At 68.6% G+C, this 21,892-nt stretch carries 19 protein-coding genes and 1 pseudogene; 16 read left to right on the top strand and 4 right to left on the bottom strand.

Annotation, left to right across the window (positions count from 1 at the left end):
* Position 1 precedes the first annotated feature (1 nt).
* The 10 genes from ABB22_RS03400 to ABB22_RS03445 all read left to right on the top strand — a co-directional run bounded on the left by ABB22_RS03400 (position 2) and on the right by ABB22_RS03445 (position 14,413).
* Entirely contained in the window at positions 2-1,216 is a 1,215-nt protein-coding gene (locus tag ABB22_RS03400; protein WP_055764500.1) for a 1-deoxy-D-xylulose-5-phosphate reductoisomerase, read from the top strand.
* A gap of 26 nt (positions 1,217-1,242) precedes the next feature.
* Entirely contained in the window at positions 1,243-2,601 is a 1,359-nt protein-coding gene (gene rseP / locus ABB22_RS03405) for an RIP metalloprotease RseP (RefSeq protein ID WP_055764498.1), read from the top strand.
* Positions 2,602-2,672: 71 nt separating this feature from the next.
* Positions 2,673-5,138: an outer membrane protein assembly factor BamA gene (bamA, locus tag ABB22_RS03410; RefSeq protein WP_055764496.1), complete on the top strand. Its 2,466-nt coding sequence runs from the start codon at positions 2,673-2,675 to the stop codon at positions 5,136-5,138.
* A gap of 231 nt (positions 5,139-5,369) precedes the next feature.
* Positions 5,370-6,392: a UDP-3-O-(3-hydroxymyristoyl)glucosamine N-acyltransferase gene (lpxD, locus tag ABB22_RS03415; RefSeq protein WP_055764494.1), complete on the top strand. Its 1,023-nt coding sequence runs from the start codon at positions 5,370-5,372 to the stop codon at positions 6,390-6,392.
* Positions 6,389-6,847 (top strand): 3-hydroxyacyl-ACP dehydratase FabZ, encoded by a 459-nt coding sequence (fabZ, locus tag ABB22_RS03420; protein WP_055764493.1) that lies wholly within the window; start codon positions 6,389-6,391, stop codon positions 6,845-6,847. The genes lpxD and fabZ overlap by 4 nt, the downstream gene beginning before the upstream one ends.
* A gap of 19 nt (positions 6,848-6,866) precedes the next feature.
* Positions 6,867-7,658 carry an acyl-ACP--UDP-N-acetylglucosamine O-acyltransferase gene (lpxA, locus tag ABB22_RS03425; RefSeq protein WP_055764491.1) on the top strand — a complete coding sequence of 264 codons (792 nt, stop codon included), beginning with the start codon at positions 6,867-6,869 and terminating at the stop codon, positions 7,656-7,658.
* Positions 7,655-8,917 (top strand): lipid-A-disaccharide synthase, encoded by a 1,263-nt coding sequence (gene lpxB / locus ABB22_RS03430; protein ID WP_082443456.1) that lies wholly within the window; start codon positions 7,655-7,657, stop codon positions 8,915-8,917. Before lpxA ends, lpxB begins: the two co-directional genes overlap by 4 nt.
* Positions 8,914-9,561, top strand: coding sequence for a ribonuclease HII (locus ABB22_RS03435; protein WP_055764489.1), 648 nt, complete (start codon positions 8,914-8,916; stop codon positions 9,559-9,561). The genes lpxB and ABB22_RS03435 overlap by 4 nt, the downstream gene beginning before the upstream one ends.
* Before the next feature lie 230 nt (positions 9,562-9,791).
* Positions 9,792-13,379, top strand: coding sequence for a DNA polymerase III subunit alpha (dnaE, locus tag ABB22_RS03440; protein ID WP_055764487.1), 3,588 nt, complete (start codon positions 9,792-9,794; stop codon positions 13,377-13,379).
* 74 nt (positions 13,380-13,453) lie between these two features.
* Entirely contained in the window at positions 13,454-14,413 is a 960-nt protein-coding gene (locus ABB22_RS03445) for an acetyl-CoA carboxylase carboxyltransferase subunit alpha (protein ID WP_055764485.1), read from the top strand.
* 116 nt (positions 14,414-14,529) lie between these two features.
* On the opposite strand, the gene ABB22_RS03450 is transcribed toward ABB22_RS03445, so the two are convergent.
* Positions 14,530-14,985: a CopD family protein gene (locus tag ABB22_RS03450; protein WP_055765347.1), complete on the bottom strand. Its 456-nt coding sequence runs from the start codon at positions 14,983-14,985 to the stop codon at positions 14,530-14,532.
* 62 nt (positions 14,986-15,047) lie between these two features.
* Between ABB22_RS03450 and ABB22_RS03455 the strand changes: the two genes are divergently transcribed.
* The 3 genes and pseudogenes from ABB22_RS03455 to ABB22_RS18700 all read left to right on the top strand — a co-directional run.
* The gene (locus tag ABB22_RS03455) at positions 15,048-15,644 is read left to right on the top strand and encodes a class I SAM-dependent DNA methyltransferase (RefSeq protein WP_055764483.1); all 597 of its coding nucleotides are present in this window, start codon (positions 15,048-15,050) and stop codon (positions 15,642-15,644) included.
* A 130-nt stretch (positions 15,645-15,774) separates the two neighbouring features.
* On the top strand, positions 15,775-17,088 hold the full coding sequence (locus tag ABB22_RS03460) for a polyhydroxyalkanoate depolymerase (RefSeq protein WP_055764481.1): 1,314 nt from the start codon (positions 15,775-15,777) through the stop codon (positions 17,086-17,088).
* A gap of 378 nt (positions 17,089-17,466) precedes the next feature.
* A pseudogene (locus ABB22_RS18700) lies at positions 17,467-17,520 on the top strand (hypothetical protein); the annotation flags it as partial.
* A 167-nt stretch (positions 17,521-17,687) separates the two neighbouring features.
* On the opposite strand, the gene ABB22_RS03465 reads toward ABB22_RS18700, so the two are convergent.
* Both ABB22_RS03465 and ABB22_RS03470 read right to left on the bottom strand, forming a co-directional pair.
* On the bottom strand, positions 17,688-18,671 hold the full coding sequence (locus ABB22_RS03465) for a sensor domain-containing protein (RefSeq protein WP_055764479.1): 984 nt from the start codon (positions 18,669-18,671) through the stop codon (positions 17,688-17,690).
* Entirely contained in the window at positions 18,668-19,033 is a 366-nt protein-coding gene (locus tag ABB22_RS03470) for a PadR family transcriptional regulator (protein WP_055764478.1), read from the bottom strand. Before ABB22_RS03470 ends, ABB22_RS03465 begins: the two co-directional genes overlap by 4 nt.
* A 152-nt stretch (positions 19,034-19,185) precedes the next feature.
* On the opposite strand from ABB22_RS03470, the gene ABB22_RS03475 reads away from it, so the two are divergent.
* Positions 19,186-20,082, top strand: coding sequence for a peptidylprolyl isomerase (locus ABB22_RS03475; protein WP_055764476.1), 897 nt, complete (start codon positions 19,186-19,188; stop codon positions 20,080-20,082).
* A 59-nt stretch (positions 20,083-20,141) separates the two neighbouring features.
* Here the strand turns inward: ABB22_RS03475 and ABB22_RS03480 are convergent, their stop codons facing one another.
* Positions 20,142-21,008, bottom strand: coding sequence for a DMT family transporter (locus tag ABB22_RS03480; RefSeq protein ID WP_055764474.1), 867 nt, complete (start codon positions 21,006-21,008; stop codon positions 20,142-20,144).
* 192 nt (positions 21,009-21,200) lie between these two features.
* Between ABB22_RS03480 and ABB22_RS03485 the strand changes: the two genes are divergently transcribed.
* Together ABB22_RS03485 and ABB22_RS03490 are read left to right on the top strand one after the other, a co-directional pair.
* Positions 21,201-21,494, top strand: a complete 294-nt coding sequence (locus ABB22_RS03485; RefSeq protein WP_055764472.1) for a hypothetical protein — start codon at positions 21,201-21,203, stop codon at positions 21,492-21,494.
* Positions 21,495-21,625: 131 nt separating this feature from the next.
* Positions 21,626-21,856 carry a hexameric tyrosine-coordinated heme protein gene (locus ABB22_RS03490; RefSeq protein ID WP_055765344.1) on the top strand — a complete coding sequence of 77 codons (231 nt, stop codon included), beginning with the start codon at positions 21,626-21,628 and terminating at the stop codon, positions 21,854-21,856.
* Positions 21,857-21,892: the final 36 nt, after the last annotated feature.

Genomic DNA, 21,892 nt, shown 5'->3' on the forward strand with positions numbered 1-21,892 from the left:
CATGTCCGTTTCTTCGCCTTTCCACCAGGATGCCCCGCGCCGGGTTGCCATCCTTGGCGCCACCGGCTCGATCGGCACCTCGGCGCTGGACGTCATCGCCCGCCATCCGGAGCAGATGCGCGCCAGCGTTCTGGCCGCCGGCAACAACGTCGATGCGCTGGTCGCGCTGTGCCGGAGCCACCGGCCCAAGCACGCCGCCATCGCCGACCCGGCACTGTTCCAGCGCCTGCGCGACGGGCTGCGCGACGCCGGCCTGGCGACCGAGGCCCACGCCGGCGCCACGGCGATCGACGCGCTTGCCGCCGGCGACGCCTGCGACACGGTGGTCGCAGCCATCGTCGGCGCGGCCGGGCTGTCCTCGACCCTGGCCGCGGCCCGCGCCGGCAAGCGCCTGCTGCTGGCCAACAAGGAGTCGCTGGTGCTGGCCGGCGAGCTGCTGACCCGCGAGGCGGCCGCGGCCGGCGCGGACATCATTCCGATCGACAGCGAGCACAACGCCATCTTCCAGTGCCTGCGCTCGCGCGACGCCAGCGTCGAAGGCGCCGGCGTGCGCCGCATCCTGCTCACCGCCTCCGGCGGCCCGTTCCGCGGCCGCACCCGCGCCGAACTGGAAGCGGTGACCCCGGCCCAGGCGGTAGCCCATCCCAAGTGGTCGATGGGCCCGAAGATCTCGGTCGATTCGGCCACGCTGATGAACAAGGGCCTGGAGGTCATCGAGGCGCACCACCTGTTCGGCGTGCCCGGCGCGCGCATCGACGTACTGGTGCACCCGCAGAGCCTGGTGCATTCGCTGGTCGAGTTCATCGACGGCTCCACCCTGGCCCAGCTTGGCCTGCCGGACATGCGCACCACCCTTGCGGTGGGCCTGGGCTGGCCGCGGCGCATCGAATCGGGGGTGGCCGGACTCGACCTGCTGGCCCAGGGCCGCCTCGACTTCGAGGCCCCGGACCTGGACGCCTTCCCCTGCCTGCGCCTGGCCTGGCAGGCGATGGAGGCCGGCGGCAGCGCCCCGGCGATCCTGAACGCCGCCAACGAAGTCGCCGTTTCAGCCTTTCTTCAGGGCCGCATAGGCTTCCTGTCGATCCCTGCGCTGGTGGAACACGCGTTGTCCGCCCTGCCTCACATGGCTGCCGATACACTGGACGCCCTGCTGGCGGCCGACGCGCGCTCCCGCCAGGTCACCACCACCGCCATCGCCCGCCTGCCCCATGCCTGACCCCGTCTTCCAACCGAGCCGCGACCATGGCTGACTTCCTCGGTTCCGTGTGGTGGATGATCGTCAGCCTCGGCGTGCTGGTGACGTTCCATGAATTCGGCCACTACTGGGTGGCCCGGCGCTGTGGCGTGAAGGTGCTGCGCTTCTCGGTCGGCTTCGGCCGCCCGCTGTGGAGCCGCCGCAACCGCAACGGTACCGAGTTCGCCATCGCCGCCATCCCGCTCGGCGGCTACGTGAAAATGCTGGACGAGCGCGAGGTCGAGGTCCCGGCCGGCGAGCGCGTCGTGGCCTTCAACAACAAGAGCGTATGGCAGCGCATCGCGATCGTGGCCGCAGGCCCGGCCGCCAACCTGCTGCTGTGCATCGCCCTGCTGTGGGTGATGTTCGTGATCGGCCGCCAGGATTACTCGGCGACCATCGGCCGCAGCAGCGGCATGGCCGCCGCCGCCGGCCTCAACGCCGGCGACCGCATCGTCGACGTGGACGGCCGCACCGTCGCGACCTGGGCCGAGGCCAGCATGGCCCTCACCACCGCCGCCATGGACCGCCAGGACGCCAGGGTGCGCGTCCTCGACCCGCTGGACAATGCGCATACCCGCGTGCTGCCGCTGTCCACCCTGCCGGCCGGTTTCGACGAACGCACCGTGCCGGTGCAGGCCGGCCTGGCCTGGCAGTTCTGGCTGCAGCCGGCACAGATCGAATCGGTGGTGGCAGGCTCGGCCGCCAGCGGCCTGCTGCAGCGCGGCGACCTGATCCTGGCCATCGACGGGCTGCGCGTGGAAAGCGCCGACCAGGTCGCGGGGCTGGTGCAGCGGCTGGGCGAGCGCGGCGGCCAGGGCATGATCGAGGTCGAACGCGACGGCCAGCGCCTGGCCCTGGAACTGCAGCCGCAGAAGGCAACGGACGAGGCGGGCAAGGACCGCTGGCTGCTCGGCGTGGGCTTCGTCACCGGCCAGGCGCCGGCCTACGACGCCCGCCAGCAGTATGGGCCGCTGGCGGCGCTGCCGGCCGCCGTGCGCGAGGCCGGCCGGCTGGCCGGTGATTCCCTCGGCATGATGCGGCGCATGCTCACCGGCCATGCCTCGGTCAAGAACATTTCCGGGCCGATCACCATCGCCCGCGTCGCCAATGCCTCGGCCGAACGCGGCGTGGACTGGTTCCTGTACTTCCTGGCCCTGCTGTCGCTGAGCCTGTGCATCATCAACCTGCTGCCGATTCCGATCTTGGACGGCGGTCACCTGCTGTATTACCTTATCGAGTTGGTCAAGGGCAGCCCGTTGAGCGAGCGCGCCATGGCCGCCGGACAGTACGTCGGCCTGGCACTGCTGGCCGGGCTGATGGGGCTGGCGTTCTACAACGACATCCTCGGCCTGGTCCCGCGATGAACTTTTTCCCGCTGACGTCGTCATACGCCGGCACCCACGCAACAATGAAATCGACTCCAACCGGACGTGACATGACGCGACTTCCCAATCGCCGCCTGCTTGCCCTCGCCCTCGCCGCCGGTCTGGCCGCGCCCGCGCTCGCGCAGGCAGCCGAGCCCTTCACCGCCAGCGACATCCGCGTGGACGGCCTGCAGCGCATCTCTTCCGGTACCGTCTTCACCTACCTGCCGGTGGAACGCGGCGACCGCGTCGACGACGCCAAGGTCGGCGATACCATCCGCGCCCTGTACAAGACCGGCTTCTTCGAGGACGTGCAGCTGGACCGCCAGGGCGACATCCTGGTGGTCACGGTCAAGGAGCGCCCGGCGATCAACAAGCTGACCGTCACCGGCAACAAGGACATCAAGAGCGAGCAGCTGCTCAAGGGCCTGAGCGACATCGGCCTGAGCGAGGGCGGCACTTTCGACCGTCTGAGCCTGGACCGCGTGACCCAGGAACTGCGCCGCCAGTACAACGACCGCGGCAAGTACAACGTCGAGATCACCCCGACGGTGAGCCCGCTGGACCGCAACCGCGTCGACGTCGCCATCGCCGTCAAGGAAGGCAAGGCGGCCAAGATCCGCCACGTCAACCTGGTCGGCCCCGAGAAGTTCGAGTCCGCGGACATCCTCGATACCTGGGAATCCAAGGAGCACAACTGGGCCTCGTGGTACCGCCGCGACGACCAGTACTCCAAGGAAAAGCTGTCCGGCGACCTGGAGAAGCTCAACTCCTGGTACCTGGACCGCGGCTACGTCGATTTCAGCGTCGATTCCACCCAGGTCTCGATCAGCCCCGACAAGCGCGACATGTTCATCACCGCCGGCGTGACCGAGGGCGAGCAGTACAAGATCTCCGAGATCAAGGTCACCGGCGATACCGTCCTGCCGCAGGAAAACGTCGAGCGCATGGTGTTCCAGAAGGCAGGCGACACGTTCTCGCGCGGCCTGCTGGAACTGAGCGCCGACGCGATCAGCAACACGCTGTCCAACGTCGGCTACGCCTTCGCCAAGGTCAACCCGATCCCGACCAGCAACCGCGCAGATCGCACGGTGGCGGTCAACATGCAGGTGGTGCCCGGCCCGCGCGTATCGGTGCGCCGCATCGTGTTCAAGGGCAATACCCGCACCGCCGACGAGGTGCTGCGCCGCGAGATGCGCCAGTTCGAGAATGCCTGGTACTCGCAGGCGGCCATCGACCGCTCCAAGATCCGCCTGCAGCGCCTGGGCTACTTCGAATCGGTCGACGTCGAGACCTCCCCGGTCACCGGCAGCAACGACCAGGTCGACGTGGTCTACAACGTCAAGGAGACCACCTCGGGCAGCTTCGTGTTCGGCCTGGGCTATTCGCAGTCCTACGGCATGACCACCTCGGTGCAGCTGTCGCAGAACAACTTCCTGGGCGGCGGCAACCGCGTCTCGGTCGAAGCCTCGCGCAGCAGCTACCTGCAGCGCTACGGCTTCTCGTACATGAACCCGTATTTCACCGACGACGGCGTGTCGCTGGGCTACAACCTGTCCTGGCGCGAGCTGGACTACTCGGACTTCAACACCGCCCAGTACAACAGCACCAACGGTGCCGCGCAGATGGTGTTCGGCGTGCCAATCACCGAGAACGACAGCTTCTCGCTGATGTTCGGCATCGACAGCAACCAGATCACGACCTACAACGGCTACACCCCGAAGGCGATCATCGACTACATCGATGCGATGGGCACGCGCACCTTCCACTCCTGGCGTACCGAACTGGGCTGGGCGCGCGACACCCGCAACGATTACTTCATGCCCACCCGCGGCACCTACCAGCGCCTGGGCCTGGAAGCCACCCTGCCCGGCTCCACCGCCGAGTACTACAAGCTCAGCTACCAGATCTCCAAATACTGGCCGATCATGCCCTCGCTGGTGATCAACACCCGCGTCGAGCTCGGCTATGGCGACTCCTACGGCAAGGACAAGGTCCGCGATATCTGCTGGAACGTGATCCCGGGCACGCCCGGCACGCCGGCCGACGGCGATACCCCCGCGGTGCCGGGTACGCCGGAAACCACCGAGGTGGTGGACTGCGCAACCAACCCGACCGCCAACCACCGCCAGGTCGTCGCCTCGGGCCTGCCGTTCTTCGAGAACTTCTATGCCGGCGGCACCAACTCGGTGCGCGGCTTCCGCGACAACACCCTGGGACCGCGTTCGGAGGTCATCGGCGGTTACTACCGCGGGCAGCCGCTGGGCGGCTCGGTGAAGACGGTCGGTGCGGTCGAGGCCTATTTCCCGAAGCTGTTCGACAGCCCGTCGGCACGCGTCTCGGCCTTCCTCGATTTCGGCAACGTCTACAACGGCACCAAGAACTTCGATGCCGGCGAACTTCGCGCCTCGGCCGGTATCGCCCTGCTGTGGCGCGCGCCGGTCGGCCCGATCTCGATCAGCTATGCGTTCCCGCTGAAGAAGAAGGAAGGCGACGAGATCGAACGCCTGCAGTTCACCTTCGGCGGGCAGTTCTGAGGAACTGCCCGCCGCACCCGGGGCCATGCCCCGGGTACCCATAGTTCCGCCCGGCGGAACTATGGGTCGCGCTCTGGCTTTCCGATCCCCCCGCCTTCGGCGCGCCCCCTTACCAAGGGGGCTTTCCTCCAGAACGATTCCTACACTGTGGCGATGCCTGCACAGGCATATCGGGCCCACTCCGCAGTCATGCCGCATGACCGCGCCACTTCCAGACGCTAAACTCCCGGCGTGAATACTCCGACCCATACCGCACAGGAACTGGCCGAGCGCTTCGGGCTGCAGGTGCACGGCGATCCGTCCACGGCCATCCATGGCGTGGCCACGCTGGCCCATGCCGGCCCCGGCCAGCTGACCTTCCTGGCCAATCCGCGCTACCGAGCGCAGCTGGCCGACAGCAGGGCGGCCATCGTCGTGCTGCGCGCCGACGACGCCGAGGCCGCGCCCGGCACCGCCCTGGTCGCCAAGGACCCGTACACCACTTTCGCCAAGATCGGCGCGCTGTTCGAGACGGTGCCGCTGCGCGAGGCCGGCATACATCCCAGCGCGGTGATCGATCCGTCGGCGCAGGTCGCCGCCAGCGCCCACATCGGCCCGTTCGTCAGCATCGGCGCGCGCAGCGTGGTCGGCGAGAACTGCATCGTCGGCACCGGCAGCATCATCGGCGAGGACTGCGCGCTGGACGCCGGCTGCGAACTGATCGCGCGCGTCACCCTGGTCACCCGGGTCCGCCTCGGCAAGCGCGTGCGCGTCCACCCCGGCGCCGTACTGGGCGCCGACGGCTTCGGCCTGGCGATGGATGCCGGCCGCTGGATCAAGGTGCCGCAGCTGGGCGGCGTGCGCATCGGCGACGACTGCGAGATCGGCGCCAACACCTGCGTGGACCGCGGCGCGCTGGAAGATACCGTGCTGGAAGAAGACGTGCGCCTGGACAACCTGGTGCAGATCGCCCACAACTGCCACATCGGCGCGCACAGCGCGATCGCCGGCTGCACCGGCATCGCCGGCAGCGCCAGGATCGGCCGCTACTGCCTGCTCGGCGGCGCGGTCGGCGTGGTCGGCCACCTGGAAATCTGCGACCACGTCGTCGTCACCGGCAAGTCGGTCGTGCGCAACTCCATCACCGAACCGGGCGAGTATTCGTCCGGCACCCCATTGACCGACAACCGCACGTGGCGCAAGAACGCCGCGCGCTTCAAGCAGCTGGACAGCCTGGCACGCAGGGTCCTGGCTGTGAGCAAGGAGAAGGAATGAACTCACCGCTGCCGTTGCCCATCGACGTCAACACCATCCGCACGCTGATCCCGCACCGCTACCCGTTCCTGCTGGTGGACAAGGTGGTCGCGCTGGACACCGAGGCCAGGACGATCGTCGCGCACAAGAACGTGACCATCAACGAGCCGTTCTTCCAGGGGCATTTCCCCACCCAGCCGATCATGCCCGGCGTGCTGATCATCGAGGCGCTGGCGCAGGCCGGCGGCGTGCTGACCCAGCTCAGCCTCGGCCGCGACGCCCAGTCCAAGCTGTTCTACCTGGTCAAGGTGGACAACGTGCGCTTCATGAAGCAGGTGGTGCCGGGCGACGTGCTGGAGCTGCACGTGCAGGTCAAGCGCGTGATCCGCAACATGGCCGTCTACTACGGCGAGGCCAAGGTGGACGGCGAAGTCGTGGCGCATGCCGAGGTGCTGTGCGCCGGCACCCGCGAATGACCCCGACCGGAGCCCGCGCATGAGCGACAGCGCCCCCCTGATCCATCCCACGGCCGTCGTCGATCCGTCGGCCAGGCTCGCCGACGACGTGCGCGTCGGCGCGTTCAGCCTGATCGGCGCCGACGTCGAGATCGGCGCCGGCACCGTCGTCGGCCCGCATTGCAGCATCCATGGCCCGACCCGCATCGGCCGCGACAACCGCTTCATCGGCCACGCCGCCATCGGCGGCGAACCGCAGGACAAGAAGTACGCCGGCGAACGCACCGAACTGGTGATCGGCGACCGCAACGTGTTCCGCGAGTTCGTCACCGTCAACCGCGGCACCGCCGGCGGCGGCGGCGTCACCACCCTGGGCAACGACAACTGGCTGCTGGCCTACACCCACGTCGCCCATGACTGCCACGTCGCCGACCACTGCGTGTTCTCCAACAACACCACCCTGGCCGGCCACGTCAGCGTCGGCAACTGGGTGATCATCAGCGGCTTCGCTGGCGCCCACCAGTTCTGCCGCATCGGCGACCATGCCTTCCTCGGCATGGGGGCACTGGTCACCGGCGACATCCCGCCATTCACCATGGTCGGCATCGACGGCCACGGGCGCCCGCGCGGCATCAACAGCGAAGGCCTCAAGCGCCGCGGCTTCGACGCCGAGCGCATCGGCGCCATCAAGCGCGCCTACCGCACCCTGTACGTGGCCGGCGTGCCGCTGGCCGAGGCCAAGCTGCAACTGGCCGAGCAGGCCAGGGACAGCGACGACGTGCGGCAGATGCTGGACTTCATCGAACACGCGGACCGCCCGCTGCAGCGATGAGTGCCAGCGGCAACAACGGGAGCCGGGACGCGGTAACGGGGAACGATGGCAGCCACGCGGCCATCCCCGCATCTGCCATTGCCGCTTCCCGCTTCCCTGCCACCGGCTCCCTGCGCATCGCGCTGGTGGCCGGGGAAACCTCCGGCGACCTTCTTGGCGCCGGCCTGATCGCCGAACTGCGCCGGCGCTTCCCCGATGCCGAGTTCGCCGGCATCGGCGGGGACGCCATGCGCGGCGCCGGCTGCCAGACCTGGTTCGACGCCAGCGAACTGGCGCTGATGGGCCTGGCCGAGATCCTGCGCCACCTGCCGCGACTGCTGAAGCTGCGCCGCGCGTTCCGCGAGCGCGTGCTCGACTGGCGCCCGGACGTGTTCATCGGCATCGACGCACCCGACTTCAACCTCGGCGTGGAGCGCTGGCTCAAGCAGCGCGGCATCCGCACCGTGCACTACGTCAGCCCCTCGGTATGGGCCTGGCGCGAGAAGCGCGCCGAGAAGATCGGCGCCAGCGCCGACATGGTGCTGTGCCTGTTCCCGATGGAACCGCCGATCTACGCCCGCCATGGCGTGGATGCGCGTTTCGTCGGCCATCCCATGGCCGATGCGATCCCGCTGGACAGCGACCGCGCCGACGCCCGCACCCGGCTGGCACTGCCGGCCACCGCGCCGGTGCTGGCGGTGCTGCCCGGCAGCCGCCTGGGCGAGATCGGCCGGCTCGGCCCGGCCTTCTTCGAGGCCGCCTGGCAGGTGGCCGAGCGCATGCCCGACCTGCACATCGTGGTGCCGGCCGCCAACGCCGGCTGCCGGCAACTGATCGACCAGCAGATCGCCGCCTCGGCCCTGCCCGCCGCGCGCCTGCACGTGCTCGACGGCCAGGCCCGCGACGCGGTGACCGCCGCCGACGTGGTGCTGCTGGCTTCCGGCACCGCCACGCTGGAGACCATGCTGGTCAAGCGGCCGATGGTGGTCGGCTACCGCGTCTCGGAGCTGACCTACCGCATCGCCAGGGCCTTGAAGCTGGTCAAGGTCGACCGCTACGCCCTGCCCAACGTGCTGGCCGGCCGCGACCTCGCGCCGGAGCTGATCCAGCACGACTGCACGCCCGAGCGCCTGGCCGCGGCGGTGCTGCAATGGTTCGAGCAGCCCGGATGCGTGGCCGGCCTGCAGGACGACTACCAGCGCCTGCACCTGCAGCTGCGCCAGGACGCCTCCGCCCGCGCCGCCGACGCGGTGGCCTCGCTGCTGGCCGAGCCTGCGTGAACGCACGCGCCGCCGCCTCCTCGCTCGCCCTGTTCGACGACGGGCTGCTGGCCGCCCGCCAGGGCCCTCGCCTGACTGCCGGCGTGGACGAGGCCGGGCGCGGGCCGCTGGCCGGCCCGGTGGCCGTGGCCGCAGTGGTGTTCGACCCGCAACGGCCGCGCATCAACGGCCTGGACGACTCCAAGGCGCTCAGCGCCGCGCGCCGCGAACAGCTTTACGACCGCATCCTCGAGCGTGCCCTGGCCCACTGCATCGTGCTGGTGGACGTGGCCGAGATCGACGGCATCAACATCTTCCAGGCGACCATGCAGGGCATGCGCCGCGCGGTGGAAGGCGTGGCCCACGTGGCCCGGTTCGCCCGCATCGACGGCAACAAGATCCCCAAGGGCCTGCCCTGCCCGGCCGAGGCCCTGGTCGGCGGCGACGCCATCGACCGCGCGATCATGGCCGCCTCGATCCTGGCCAAGGTCAGCCGCGACCGCTACATGCAGGAGCTGCACCAGCGCCACCCCGAGTACGGCTTCGACCAGCACAAGGGCTACGGCACCCCCGCCCACCTGGCGGCCCTGCGCGCGCATGGCCCCTGCCCCGAGCACCGGCGCAGCTTCGCGCCGGTCCGCGACTGCCTGCCTCCCTCCCCGTAGAAGCCGCCCCGGCCACGATGGGGCCTTCCCGAATTGCCTGGCCCAATGCCGCGCATGCCGCAGCAGCGGTTTCGGCCGCGAAGGAAGCTTCGCCTGTTCCGGGAGCCAGGTCGCTGGACAAGGCTCCCCGCGGCTGAAGCCGCTCCTGCGTGTGGCTGCGTGCGGCGCCTGTCAAGCTTGTTCCACGCGCCCCCCGCCGCTACCCTGCCCTGTCATCGCAGTGATCCGGCATGAGCACTCCCCGCTTCGTCCATCTCCACGTCCACACCGAATTCTCGATGGTGGACTCCACCATCCGCGTCCCGGCCAAGCCGGACCAGGCCGATCCGAAGAAGGCCAAGCAGGCCAACCTTCTCAGCCGCTCGGTGGAGATGCGGGCGCCGGCGCTTGCGGTCACCGACCTGAACAACATGTTCGCGCTGGTGAAGTTCTACAAGGCCGCCGAAGGCGTGGGCATCAAGCCCATCGCCGGCGCCGACGTGCTGATCGCCGAGGAAGGCCACGACCCGTGGCGCATGACCCTGCTGTGCCGCGACCGCGAGGGCTACCTGAGCCTGTCGCGCCTGCTCAGCCGCGCCTGGCTGGAAGGCCACCGCCCGGAGGGCGGCGTCGCCATCCACCCGCAATGGCTGAAGGACGGCTGCCACAACCTGTTCGCGCTGGCCGGGCGCCAGAGCCTGGCCGGGCGACTGGCCGGCGAAGGCCGTCATGACCTGGCCGAGCAGCAGCTGGCCGACTGGCAGCGCGTGTTCGGCGATGGCCTGCACCTGGAACTGACCCGCACCGGCCGCGACGGCGAGGAGCCCTTCAACCAGTTCGCGCTGATGGCCGCCGGCCAGCGCGGCCTGCCGGTGATCGCCAGCAACGACGTGCGCTTCCTGTCGCCGCAGGATTTCGACGCGCACGAAGCGCGCGTGTGCATCTCCACCGGCCGCGTGCTCGACGATCCCAAGCGCCCGCGCGAGTACAGCCGCGAGCAGTACCTGAAGACACCGGAGCAGATGGCGGAGCTGTTCGCCGACATCCCCGACGCGATCGACAACACGCTGGCGCTGGCGCAGCGCTGCAACGTCGAGATGCGGCTGGGCACCTACTTCCTGCCCAACTACCCGGTGCCCGACGACGAGACCCTGGACACCTGGATCCAGAAGATGTCGCGCGACGGCCTGACCGAGCGCCTGGAGAAAAATCCGCTTGCGCCGGGCATGAGCCGCGAGGACTACTTCGAGCGGCTCGAGTTCGAGCTGAACACCATCATCAAGATGGGCTTCCCGGGCTACTTCCTGATCGTGGCCGACTTCATCCAGTGGGGAAAGAACCAGGGCATCCCGATCGGCCCGGGCCGCGGCTCGGGCGCGGGTTCGCTGGTGGCGTGGGCGCTGAAGATCACCGATCTCGACCCGCTGCCGTACAACCTGCTGTTCGAGCGCTTCCTCAACCCGGAACGCGTGTCGATGCCCGACTTCGACATCGACTTCTGCATGGACCGCCGCGACGAAGTGATCGACTACGTCGCGCGCAAGTACGGCCGCGAGCGCGTCAGCCAGATCATCACCTACGGCACCATGGCGGCCAAGGCGGTGGTGCGCGATACCGGCCGCGTGCTCGGCTTCCCGTACGGCCTGGTCGACGGCGTCTCCAAGCTGATCCCCAACATCCTCGGCATCGGCCTGAAGGATGCGCTGGGCAAGGGCAAGGAAGGGCCGGATTCGGAAATGGCCTCGTCCGAACTGATCCAGCGCTACGAGACCGAGGACGACGTCCGCGACCTGATCGACCTGGCCCTGCAGCTGGAAGACCTGACCCGCAACGCCGGCAAGCATGCCGGCGGCGTGGTGATCGGCCCCGAGCCGCTGAGCGAGTTCTGCCCGCTGTACGCCGAACACGACGAAGGCAGCCTGGGCAGGAACCCGGTCACCCAGTTCGACAAGAACGACGTGGAAGAAGTGGGCCTGGTGAAGTTCGACTTCCTCGGCCTGCGCACGCTGACCATCATCGACTGGGCGGTGAAGGCGATCAACAAGCGCCACGAGCGCGCCGGCATCCCGCCGGTGGACATCGCCGCGATCCCGCTCGACGACGCGCCCACCTACAAGGACATCTTCGCCAACGGCAATACCGGCGCGGTGTTCCAGTTCGAATCCTCGGGCATGCGCCGCCTGCTGAAGGACGCGCGCCCGGACCGTTTCGAGGACCTGATCGCGCTGGTGTCGCTGTACCGCCCGGGCCCGATGGACCTGATTCCCTCGTTCAACGCGCGCAAGCACGGGCAGGAAGAGATCATCTATCCCGACCCGCGCACCGAGGCCATCCTGAGCGACACCTACGGCATCATGGTGTACCAGGAGCAGGTCATGCAGATGGCGCAGATCGTCGGCGGCTACTCGCTGGGCGGCGCCGACCTGCTGCGCCGCGCGATGGGCAAGAAGGTGCCGGCCGAGATGGCCAAGCACCGCGAGATCTTTCGCGAAGGCGCGGCCAAGGGCGGCGTCGACGGCCCCAAGGCCGACGAGATCTTCGACCTGATGGAGAAGTTCGCCGGCTACGGCTTCAACAAGTCGCACGCCGCCGCCTACGCGCTGGTCAGCTACCAGACCGCCTGGCTCAAGCGTCATTACCCGGCCGAGTTCATGGCCGCGACGCTGTCCTCGGACATGGACAACACCGACAAGGTGGTCGGCTTCCTGGCCGAGGTGCGCAACCTCGGCCTGAACGTGGAGCCGCCGCGGGTCAACGCCTCGGCCTACATGTTCGAGGCTTCCAGCGCCGACACCATCCGCTACGGGCTGGGCGCGATCAAGGGCGTCGGCCAGGGCGCCTGCGAAGCGGTGGTGGCCGAGCGCCTGCGCGGCGGCGAGTACGCCTCGCTGCTGGATTTCTGCGCGCGCGTGGAAACGGCCAAGCTCAACCGCCGCACGCTGGAAGCGATGATCCAGTGCGGCGCGCTCGATGGCCTGGGCCGGAACCGCGCCTCGTTGATGCTGCAATTGCCCGAAGTGCTCAAGGCCACCGACCAGATGGCGCGTGAGAAGGCGTCGGGCCAGAACTCGCTGTTCGGCGCGCCCGACCCGGTCAACGCCGCCGCGCAGCTGGACCTGCCGGAAAGCCGCGAATGGCCGGTGGCGCAGCTGCTCAATGGCGAGCGCGAGACGCTGGGCTTCTACCTCAGCGGCCATCCGTTCGACCCGTATGCCGACGACGTCAAGGAACTGGTCGGCACCGACCTGGGCGCGCTGGACAAGCTGGTCGCGCCGGCACCGCCGCCGCGCGACGGCGAGAAACGCGGCTGGCGCCAGGAAGCGCCGGTGATCCTAGCCGGCATGGTCATCGGCGTGCGCCGCAAGGGCGACAGCCAGGTGTTCGTGCAGCTGGAGGACGGCAAGGGCCGCGTGGAATGCAGCGCCTTCTCCGATGGCCTGGCCGAGTTCGGCCACCTGATGACCAAGGACCGCATCCTGGTGGTCAAGGGCGGCCTGCGCGAGGACGAATTCAACGGCGGCTACGCGCTGCGCATCCGCCAGTGCTGGGATTTCGAGCAGTTGTGCGCCGACCATGCGGTGCGGCTGTCGCTGCGCGTGGACGGCCGCGGCGGCCCGATCTGGCAGCGCATCGAACCGCTGCTGGCCACGCACCGCCCGGGGCGCACCCCGATCCGCCTGGACCTGCTGCTGCGGGGCAAGGAGGGCGGCGTCGCCGGCATGCTCGACCTCGGCGGCAGCGGCGCGGTACGGGTCAGCACGCAGCTGCTCGACGCCCTGCGCGAGGACCCGGCGGTGCGCCGCGTCAAGCTGGCCTACAGCCCGCCCTGGGCCACCTAGGTCCGGACGGCCGCGTACGGGTCACGCCGACGCGTTCGGATACACTTCCCCACTTTCATTCAAGACGGTTTCCGATGAATCCGAACTACCTCGATTTCGAGCAGCCCATCGCCGATCTGGAAGCCAAGATCCAGGACCTGCGCAGCGCCAGCGCAGGCCCGGCGGTCAATGTCGAAGCCGAGGTCCGGGCACTGGAAGACAAGCTGCGCCTGCGTACCGCGCAGATCTTCCGCAACCTGTCGTCCTGGCAGGTGCTGCAGGTGGCGCGCCACCCGTCGCGCCCCTACACCATGGATTACATCGGCATCTTCTGCGACGAGTTCCAGGAACTGGCCGGTGACCGCGCCTTCGCCGACGACAAGGCGATCGTCGGCGGGCTGGCCCGCATCGGCGGCCGCCCGGTGATGCTGATCGGCCACCAGAAGGGCCGCGACACCAAGGAAAAGATCAAGCGCAACTTCGGCATGCCCAAGCCGGAGGGCTACCGCAAGGCGCTGCGCCTGATGAAGATGGCCGAGCGCTTCGGCCTGCCGGTGCTGACCCTGATCGACACCGCCGGCGCCTGGCCGGGCATCGACGCCGAGGAGCGCGGCCAGTCCGAGGCCATCGCCCGCAACCTGATGGAAATGGCCGAACTGAAGGTGCCGGTGATCTGCACGGTGATCGGCGAAGGCGGCTCCGGCGGCGCGCTGGCGCTGGGCGTGGGCGACCGCACCGTGATGCTGGAGTACAGCGTCTATTCGACCATCAGCCCGGAAGGCTGCGCCTCGATCCTGTGGAAGGACGCCGGCAAGAACAAGGAAGCGGCCGAGCAGCTCGGCATGACCGCCCCGCGCCTGAAGGGCCTGGGCCTGATCGACAAGGTCGTGCGCGAGCCGATCGGCGGCGCCCACCGCAACCCGAAGCAGATGGGCAAGCGCCTGAAGGCGGTGCTGCTCAACGAACTGGACGCCCTGGAAAAACTGCCGGTCGACGAACTGCTGGCCAAGCGCTACGAGCGCCTGCGCAGCTATGGTGCCTACGAAGCGGCGTAAGCCCGCTTGGCCAAGGCATCGACCGAAGGCCGGCCATGCCGGCCTTCGGTTTTTCACGGAGCGAAGAACAGGCCCCGTTTCCCGCGACGCAGCGCCCGCGCCATCCGCACCAACGGCTAGAACGGCTTGGCCAGCACCAGATAGACGATGGCGATGAACAGCAGCAGCGGCAGCTCGTTGAACCAGCGCAGCGTGCGCGACGATGGCAGCGTCCTGCCCTTGTCCACGCCCTTGAGCCAGCGCCCGGTGAAGATGAAATACGCCAGCAGCAGCACGACCAGCCCCAGCTTGGCATGCAGCCAGCCGGCGGCGCCGGGAGCGACCATGGTCGGGAAATCCGGCAGTACCCGGTAGCCCAGCCACAGCACCAGCCCCAGTACGAAGGCGAGGCCGAACATGACGTGGCCGAAGCGGTACAGGCGTCGCCCCATCAACTGCAGGCGTTCGCCGACCTGGGCCTGCCCGGCGGCCTCGGCGATGTTGACCAGGATCCGCGGCAGATAGAACACCGCGGCCATCCACGCCACCACGAACACGAGGTGGAAGGTCTTCACCCAGAAATACGACTGCATGCGCTGGCTCCATCGGCGGCGTAGGATGGCCGCATTTTCGCCCATCCGCTCCCGACACGCACATGCAGGAAAAGCAATACGACGCCGCCTACTTCCAGCGCTGGTACCGCCGCGGCGACATCGGCGGCCCCGCGCGGCTGGCGCGCAAGGTGCAGCTGGCCGTGGCCACCGCCGAGTACTACCTGGAGCGCCCGGTCCGCAGCGTGCTCGACATCGGCTGCGGCGAAGGCGCGTGGCGCGCGCCCCTGCTGAAACTGCGGCCGAAGCTGCACTACATGGGGTTCGATGGCAGCGAGTACGCCGTGCGTCGCTATGGCCGCAGCCGCAATCTGCATCTGGCGCGCTTCGGCGATTTCCAGTGGCTGCGCCCGTGCGCGCCGGTGGACCTGCTGGTCTGTTCGGATGTCATGCACTACGTGCCCAGCCGCGAACTGCGCCAGGGCCTGGCCGGCCTGGCCGAACTGTGCGGTGGCGTGGCCTTCCTGGAAACCTTCGCCGCCGAGGACGAATTCCACGGCGACCACGAAGGTTTCCAGGCGCGTCCGGCGCGCTGGTATCGCCGCCAGCTGCGGGATGCCGGCTTCCGCGCGGCAGGCTCGCATTGCTGGCTGGGGCCGATGCTCGGCGAAGACATGGCCGCACTGGAAAGCTCCCCCTGAAGGCCGGCTGCCGGCCGCTGCCCGGCACTACGCAATCGGGATGTCCCGCGGGCGGCACCACGGCTTAACCCCGTGCGCGCCGGTTTGCGTTATGCTGCATGGCACCATATGACCATACATATTGCCCGGCATGCTCTATCAACTGCATGAGATGACCCGCAATCTGCTCGCGCCCTGGGTCCACCAGGCGCAGGCCAACGCGGCGTTCTTCAACAACCCGGGGCACTGGTGGTCGTCCATGCCCGGCGCCGACCGGCTGGCGGCGATGAACGAACTGTTCCACCGCCTCGGCAAGGACTACGAAAAGCCCGAGTGGGACATCCACGAGCTGGAACTCGATGGCGAGGTCGTTCCCGTCGCCCAGCTCACCGAACTGGAAAAGCCGTTCTGCCGGCTGCTGCGCTTCAAGCGCCACAGCAACGACGGCGCCAGGGTCGAAGCCCTGCTCGCCCAGCCCGCGGTGCTGGTGGTGGCCCCGCTGTCCGGCCACCACGCCACGCTGCTGCGCGACACCGTGCGCACCCTGCTGCGCGACCACCGCGTCTATGTCACCGACTGGGTGGACGCGCGCATGGTGCCGGTGGAACAGGGCGAGTTCGGCCTGGACGACTATGTCGAGTACGTGCAGGAGTTCATCCGCCACCTCGGCGCCGCCGGGCTGCACGTGGTCAGCGTCTGCCAGCCGACCGTACCGGTGCTGGGCGCGGTATCGCTGATGGCAGCCCGCGGCGAAACCACGCCGCGCTCGCTGGTGATGATGGGCGGGCCGATCGATGCACGCTGCAGCCCCACCGCGGTGAACAACCTGGCCACGCGCAATCCGCTGTCCTGGTTCGAGAACAACGTCATCCACACCATCCCGGCACCGTATCCGGGCCAGGGGCGCCGGGTCTATCCGGGCTTCCTGCAGCATGCCGGCTTCATGTCGATGAACCCCAGCCGCCACCTGATGTCGCACTGGGATTTCTATACCGACCTGGTCAAGGGCGACCTGGACGATGCCAATGCGCATCGCCGTTTCTACGACGAATACAACGCCGTGCTGGACATGCCGGCACAGTTCTACCTGGACACGATCCGCGTGGTCTTCCAGGAATTCCTGCTGCCGCGCGGCGAGTGGTATGTGCGTGGCGAACACGTCGATCCTTCGGCCATCCGCGACACCGCACTGCTGAGCATCGAGGGCGAGCTGGACGACATCGCCGGGCTGGGCCAGACCGAAGCCGCGCAGAAACTTTGCACCGGCATTCCGGCCGCGCGCCGCGATCACTTCATCGTCGAAGGCGCCGGCCACTACGGCATCTTCAGCGGCCGCCGCTGGCGCGAGGTGGTCTACCCGAAGGTGCGCGATTTCTTCGGCGCGCAGTCCGCGCAGCCGGCCGCGAAGAAGGCGAGGAAGTCCGCCAGCAACGTCACTCCGCTGCGTCGCCGCGCGCAGCGTTGAAGCATCCGGCATCCCCGGGAGCCTTTCCTTCATGGGAAGGTGATCGAAGCGAACGCGGGCAAAGTTGAGCTGCTCCAAAGGCGATATCGCGACAAGGTGCGCTCACTGGCTCCTTGCCAGGACAGCACGGCGTACTTACCACGCGCTCCGTCCTCTCGGCTCCCGCCAGGGCCGTAAGCGTTCACGTCAACCAACGCGCCCATCGACTCCGGCCCTGCAGGGGCCGTTCGCCCTCCTACGGGCGGGAGGCGCCTTTGCTTGACCGGATCCAGGAGATCATTCGTGAACGCTTCACAAGAAACCACTCTATTCCTCGGCATTCCCAAACTTCCTGCGCGCTGAGGGGCGTGGGTCATGCCGCTGTTGATGTCCATCCTGATGACCAGCGCCGTATCGCTGACAAGCACCGTGAAAAGCCTCGGCCTGTCACCTCATCTCACGTCCAGATGGTTCGGCGCCTGGGGCGTGTCCTGGCTCATTGCCTTCCCGTTTTGCTGCTGCTCCTGCCGGTGGTGCGCTGCACTGAGGCCGCATCCAGTGACCAGCACGCGAGAACGGGGCGCCCTTGGCGCCCCGTTCGTTTCTTCCTCCTGTACCGCCTACAACCGCACCAGCAGGTGCTTGGCCACGGCGCCGTGCACCTTGCCGATGGCCCGCGCCAGATGCATCGTGGCGAACAGCAGCAGCACACCTGCGATCACCAGCACCGGCCATAGCCAGAAGCCTTCGGCCAGATTCACGCCGTCAACCCAGATGCCCACCGGCTGGTGGAACAGCACATCGGCCAACGGTGCGAACAGCAGCGCCAACGAGGTCGACAGCAGCGTGGTGGCGAGGCTGAAATAGGCCACGCCCAGCGGCAGCATCAGCAGGAAATACAGCAGCGTCAGCCAAGTGTGGCTGTCGGTGAACATCGCACCGATCCGCGTCGTCCAGCCCAGGCTTTTGTCCGCGTAGGTCAGCCGGCGCGGCATGCGCACGCCCAGCAGGGTTTCGATGATGCGGCCTTCCACCAGCGACAGCACCCGCACCGAGCCCAGAAACAGCAGCAACACCGGAATGCCGATGATCAGGATCAGCAGCGACATCGACAGCGACAGCCCGGTCACCACCCAGGTGAAGAAGAAGATGCCAGTGACCAGCGACAGCAGCATGTAGAACAGCGCGCCGTAGGTATACGGGTCCAGTACCACGCCGAAGAAACGCGCCATCGCCGAGCGCGGCTTCGTCGTTGCTGCAGCCACGCCGGCAGCGCCAGCAGCGACGCCTGCCGCCAGCGGCGGCGCCGCCACCGGCGGTCGCCCGGGCAGCGGCGTGCGCAGCGCGCGGTTCACCGTCACCTCGGTCTCGCGGTAGATATCGGCCACTTCTTCCGGCGCGCCATAGCTGCCAGCGACGCCGGCGATCACCTCGGCCTCGCTCCTGCCTGGTTGTTCGGCCAGCTCCGAGCGCAGGTATTCCTCGGCGTCGTACAACGCGTCCTGGATCATCGCTGGGTCCGCGCCGGCCAGTGCCGCGCGCAGCTGTTCCAGATACTCGGGAATCGTGGTCGGCAGCGGCCGCGCATGGATCTCGTTGTTCATCGTTCCACTCCCTCCAGTACGGACTCCAGCGAGTCCCGGGTGGCGTTCCAGGCCGCGATCCACTGCTTGAGCACGGCACGGCCCTCGTCATTGATGCGGTAATAGCGCCGCGGCGGTCCGGCTACCGACGGCTCGACATGGCTTTCCAGCAGGCCGGCGCCCTCGAGGTTCCGCAGCACCGGATACAACGCACTCTGCTTGCCGCTGAGCACGCCATCGCCGGTGCGCTCCAGCTCCTTGGCGATCAGGTAGCCGTACAGCGGCTCCCGCGCCTTGGCCAGTACCGCCAGCAGCGCCAGCGAGACTGTGCCGGCGCTGAGCTCCTTCTGGAATTTGCGCAGTTGGGCTTCGAAGTCGCCCATGGCCTTGCTCCTGCCAACTAGCCTGAAGCCAACACTATTACTCACTTCGCTATAGTGGATGTGCCGATAGTCACCCCACTCCCGGCACGGTCTGGCGGCGGCACCGGGCGATCACGCAGAATCGGCCCACACCCGACCACGGAACGCGCCCGATGACGCTACGCCCAACCCTGCTGGCCCTGGCCCTGACGCTGTCCCCGCTGCCGGTGCTGGCCGCCGATGCGCCGGCCAAGTACCGCAGCGTGCAGGAAATCCTCGCCGCTTCGCCGGACAGCGACTGGCATGCACCGGCCGCCGAGAACCTGCTGTACATGGACCTGGACGCCGGTCGCGTCATCATCGAACTGGCGCCTGAATTCGCGCCGGAACACGCCGGCAACATCCGCACCCTGGCACGCGAGGGCTTCTGGAACGGCACCAGCATCTACCGTTCGCAGGACAACTTCGTGGTCCAGTTCGGCGATGCCGACGCCGACGACCCCGCCAAGGCGCGGCCGCTGGGCAGCGCGAAGACCCACCTGCCCGCCGAGTTCCAGCGGCCCTCGCGCGGACTGGCATTCACTGCCCTGCCCGACCGCGACGGCTGGGCCGCACGGACCGGTTTCGCCGGCGATTTCGCCGTGGCCAGCGACGGCGAACACACCTGGCTGGCGCACTGCTACGGTGCGGTCGGCGCCGGCCGCAACAACGACGAGGACAGCAGCATCGGCGCCGAGCTGTACGTGGTCACCGGCCAGTCGCCGCGCCAGCTCGACCGCAACATCACCCTGGTCGGGCGCGTGCTCAAGGGCATGGAACTGCTCAGCGCGACCAGGCGCGGACCGGATCCGATGGGCTTCTACGAGGACACCGCGCAGCGCACGCCGATCAGATCGATCCGCCTGGCCAGCGACGTGCCCGCCGACCAGCGCACGCCGCTGCGGGTGCTGCGCACCGACTCCAGGACCTTCGCCGAGGCGGTGGAGGCCCGCCGCAACCGCCGTGACGACTTCTACAAGCGCGCGGCCGGTCACATCGACCTGTGCAACATCCCGCTGCCGGTGCGCTGAGCCGGGCCGCGTGCGGATGACGTCCGGATGCCGTCGCCGCACGCCTTCATGGGGGACGCTCAGCGCTGGCTCACCGCCACGCTGCCCAGGATCAGGCCGCCGGCGACCAGCATCTGCACGGTCACCGGCTCGCCGAGGAACAGCCATGCGAACAGCGCGCCGAACAGCGGGATCAGGTAGGTGACGGTGGCCGCGCGCGACGGCCCGACCCGACCGATCAGGCGATAGAACACCAGGAACGCCAGGCCCGTGCAGAGGATGCCCAGGGCGACGGCACTGGCCCACGAGCCCAGCGGCACCGGTTGTCGCGGCCAGTGGCTCACCGCCATCGGCAGCATCCACAACGAGGCGCAGCCCAGCGTGGCCGCTGCCGCCGCTGCCGGCGGCAGGCCATGCATGTGCCGCCGGACCAGGTTGGCGCCCAGCCCGTAGAGCAGCGCCGCCACCGTGCCGGCGACCACCGCCGCGCCGATCGCCAGGCCCGAGACTTTCGCCGTGGCCAGCACCACCACGCCGGAGAAACCCACCAGCAGGGCGAACGCACGGCGCGGGCCGATCTTCTCGCCGAAGAACAGGAAGCCGATCAACGCGGCGAACAGCACGGTCATCGCATTGCAGATCGCGCCGATCGCCGCCGGCGCGCGTTCGGCCGCCCAGGCGAACAGCACGAACGGCAACGCCGAATTGACCAGGCCGATGGGCGCCAGCCACAGCCAGCGCCGCGCCGGGAACTGCGCGCGTGCGCGCCACAGGAAGGGCACCAGCACCAGCGCGCCGAGCAGTAGGCGCACTTCCACCAGCGCATACGGCCCGAAGTCCGGTACCGCGATGCGCATGAACAGGAAGGACGAACCCCACACCATGCCCAGGCCCAGCAACTCCAGCGGGGTCAACCAGTCGCGCGCGGCCGGCGTCGCGCCGTTCATCGTTCCTCTCCCGGCGCTGCCACGCCCTTTCCCGCCCGCACTCCACACGCCATGGACATCCCTCCGGTAATGGAACGCAAGCATCCGCCCAACCGGGCGCGCTGACAAACACCGCGCCGGCATCCATCGCGCTTCACGCCCCCTTGCCCGGCGACTGACCAGGCTGGACGCTCCATTCCCACGGAGATCGCCATGTCCCTGCTGCGCATCCGCATCACCGGCAGCGCCGACGACGCCCTGGCCGTTGGCGACCTGCTGCATGGCCTGGAAGGCATCGAGCATGTCGAGGAAACCGATGACCTGATGCCGCACATGGACGACGAGGATTCCAGTTCGGCCGGCCTGTCCGACGACATCGGCCCCGGCATCCACGAACTGGAAGTGGAAGTCGGCAACGACGCCACTGCGCGGAAGGCGCGGCAGGCGGTGGAACGGCTGGCGCGCGAACGCGGGCTGGTCATCGAGTACGAGCACGACGAGGGTTGAGCCGCCCTGCAGCCGATGCGACGGCCGGCGGCGGTGAAGCATTGCGCGCGCGGCTTGATCCAGATCAAGACGGCATGGCCGGCGGCGGCGCACATTCGCCTGTCCGCACACCGGTACAGGAGATCGCCGCGATGACCGACCACTGGCTCGACAGCCTCATCACCGACACGCCGCAGCAGGGCTTCGAACTCGCCGTCCTGCTCAGCCGCCGCGGCGTCAAATACACGCAGCCGGACCTGTCCATCCTGCAGAAGCTGCGCCCGGAATACGCCGACTCCGCCGACGCGCTCACCGCCGCCTCGCAGGTCGTGGCCACCAACTTCCAGACGGTGGCCGCGGCCAACGACTACTGGCGGCCGTGAAAGCCGCAGGAGCGCGTCCTGCTGCGCTCCTGCGCG

It is taken from the genome of Stenotrophomonas nitritireducens (genome assembly GCF_001431425.1).
Taxonomy (GTDB): domain Bacteria; phylum Pseudomonadota; class Gammaproteobacteria; order Xanthomonadales; family Xanthomonadaceae; genus Stenotrophomonas; species Stenotrophomonas nitritireducens.

Excerpts from the sequence above, each read along its gene's own strand:
- lpxA (WP_055764491.1), top strand. The coding sequence starts at position 6,867 with ATGAGCGACAGCGCCCCCCTGATCCATCCCACGGCCGTCGTCGATCCG.
- bamA (WP_055764496.1), top strand. The coding sequence starts at position 2,673 with ATGACGCGACTTCCCAATCGCCGCCTGCTTGCCCTCGCCCTCGCCGCC.
- lpxB (WP_082443456.1), top strand. The coding sequence starts at position 7,655 with ATGAGTGCCAGCGGCAACAACGGGAGCCGGGACGCGGTAACGGGGAAC.
- ABB22_RS03475 (WP_055764476.1), top strand. The coding sequence starts at position 19,186 with ATGACGCTACGCCCAACCCTGCTGGCCCTGGCCCTGACGCTGTCCCCG.
- ABB22_RS03485 (WP_055764472.1), top strand. The coding sequence starts at position 21,201 with ATGTCCCTGCTGCGCATCCGCATCACCGGCAGCGCCGACGACGCCCTG.
- ABB22_RS03465 (WP_055764479.1), bottom strand. The coding sequence starts at position 18,671 with ATGAACAACGAGATCCATGCGCGGCCGCTGCCGACCACGATTCCCGAG.
- ABB22_RS03445 (WP_055764485.1), top strand. The coding sequence starts at position 13,454 with ATGAATCCGAACTACCTCGATTTCGAGCAGCCCATCGCCGATCTGGAA.
- fabZ (WP_055764493.1), top strand. The coding sequence starts at position 6,389 with ATGAACTCACCGCTGCCGTTGCCCATCGACGTCAACACCATCCGCACG.
- ABB22_RS03480 (WP_055764474.1), bottom strand. The coding sequence starts at position 21,008 with ATGAACGGCGCGACGCCGGCCGCGCGCGACTGGTTGACCCCGCTGGAG.
- rseP (WP_055764498.1), top strand. The coding sequence starts at position 1,243 with ATGGCTGACTTCCTCGGTTCCGTGTGGTGGATGATCGTCAGCCTCGGC.
- ABB22_RS03490 (WP_055765344.1), top strand. The coding sequence starts at position 21,626 with ATGACCGACCACTGGCTCGACAGCCTCATCACCGACACGCCGCAGCAG.
- ABB22_RS03455 (WP_055764483.1), top strand. The coding sequence starts at position 15,048 with ATGCAGGAAAAGCAATACGACGCCGCCTACTTCCAGCGCTGGTACCGC.
- dnaE (WP_055764487.1), top strand. The coding sequence starts at position 9,792 with ATGAGCACTCCCCGCTTCGTCCATCTCCACGTCCACACCGAATTCTCG.
- ABB22_RS03450 (WP_055765347.1), bottom strand. The coding sequence starts at position 14,985 with ATGCAGTCGTATTTCTGGGTGAAGACCTTCCACCTCGTGTTCGTGGTG.
- ABB22_RS03460 (WP_055764481.1), top strand. The coding sequence starts at position 15,775 with ATGCTCTATCAACTGCATGAGATGACCCGCAATCTGCTCGCGCCCTGG.
- ABB22_RS03470 (WP_055764478.1), bottom strand. The coding sequence starts at position 19,033 with ATGGGCGACTTCGAAGCCCAACTGCGCAAATTCCAGAAGGAGCTCAGC.
- ABB22_RS03400 (WP_055764500.1), top strand. The coding sequence starts at position 2 with ATGTCCGTTTCTTCGCCTTTCCACCAGGATGCCCCGCGCCGGGTTGCC.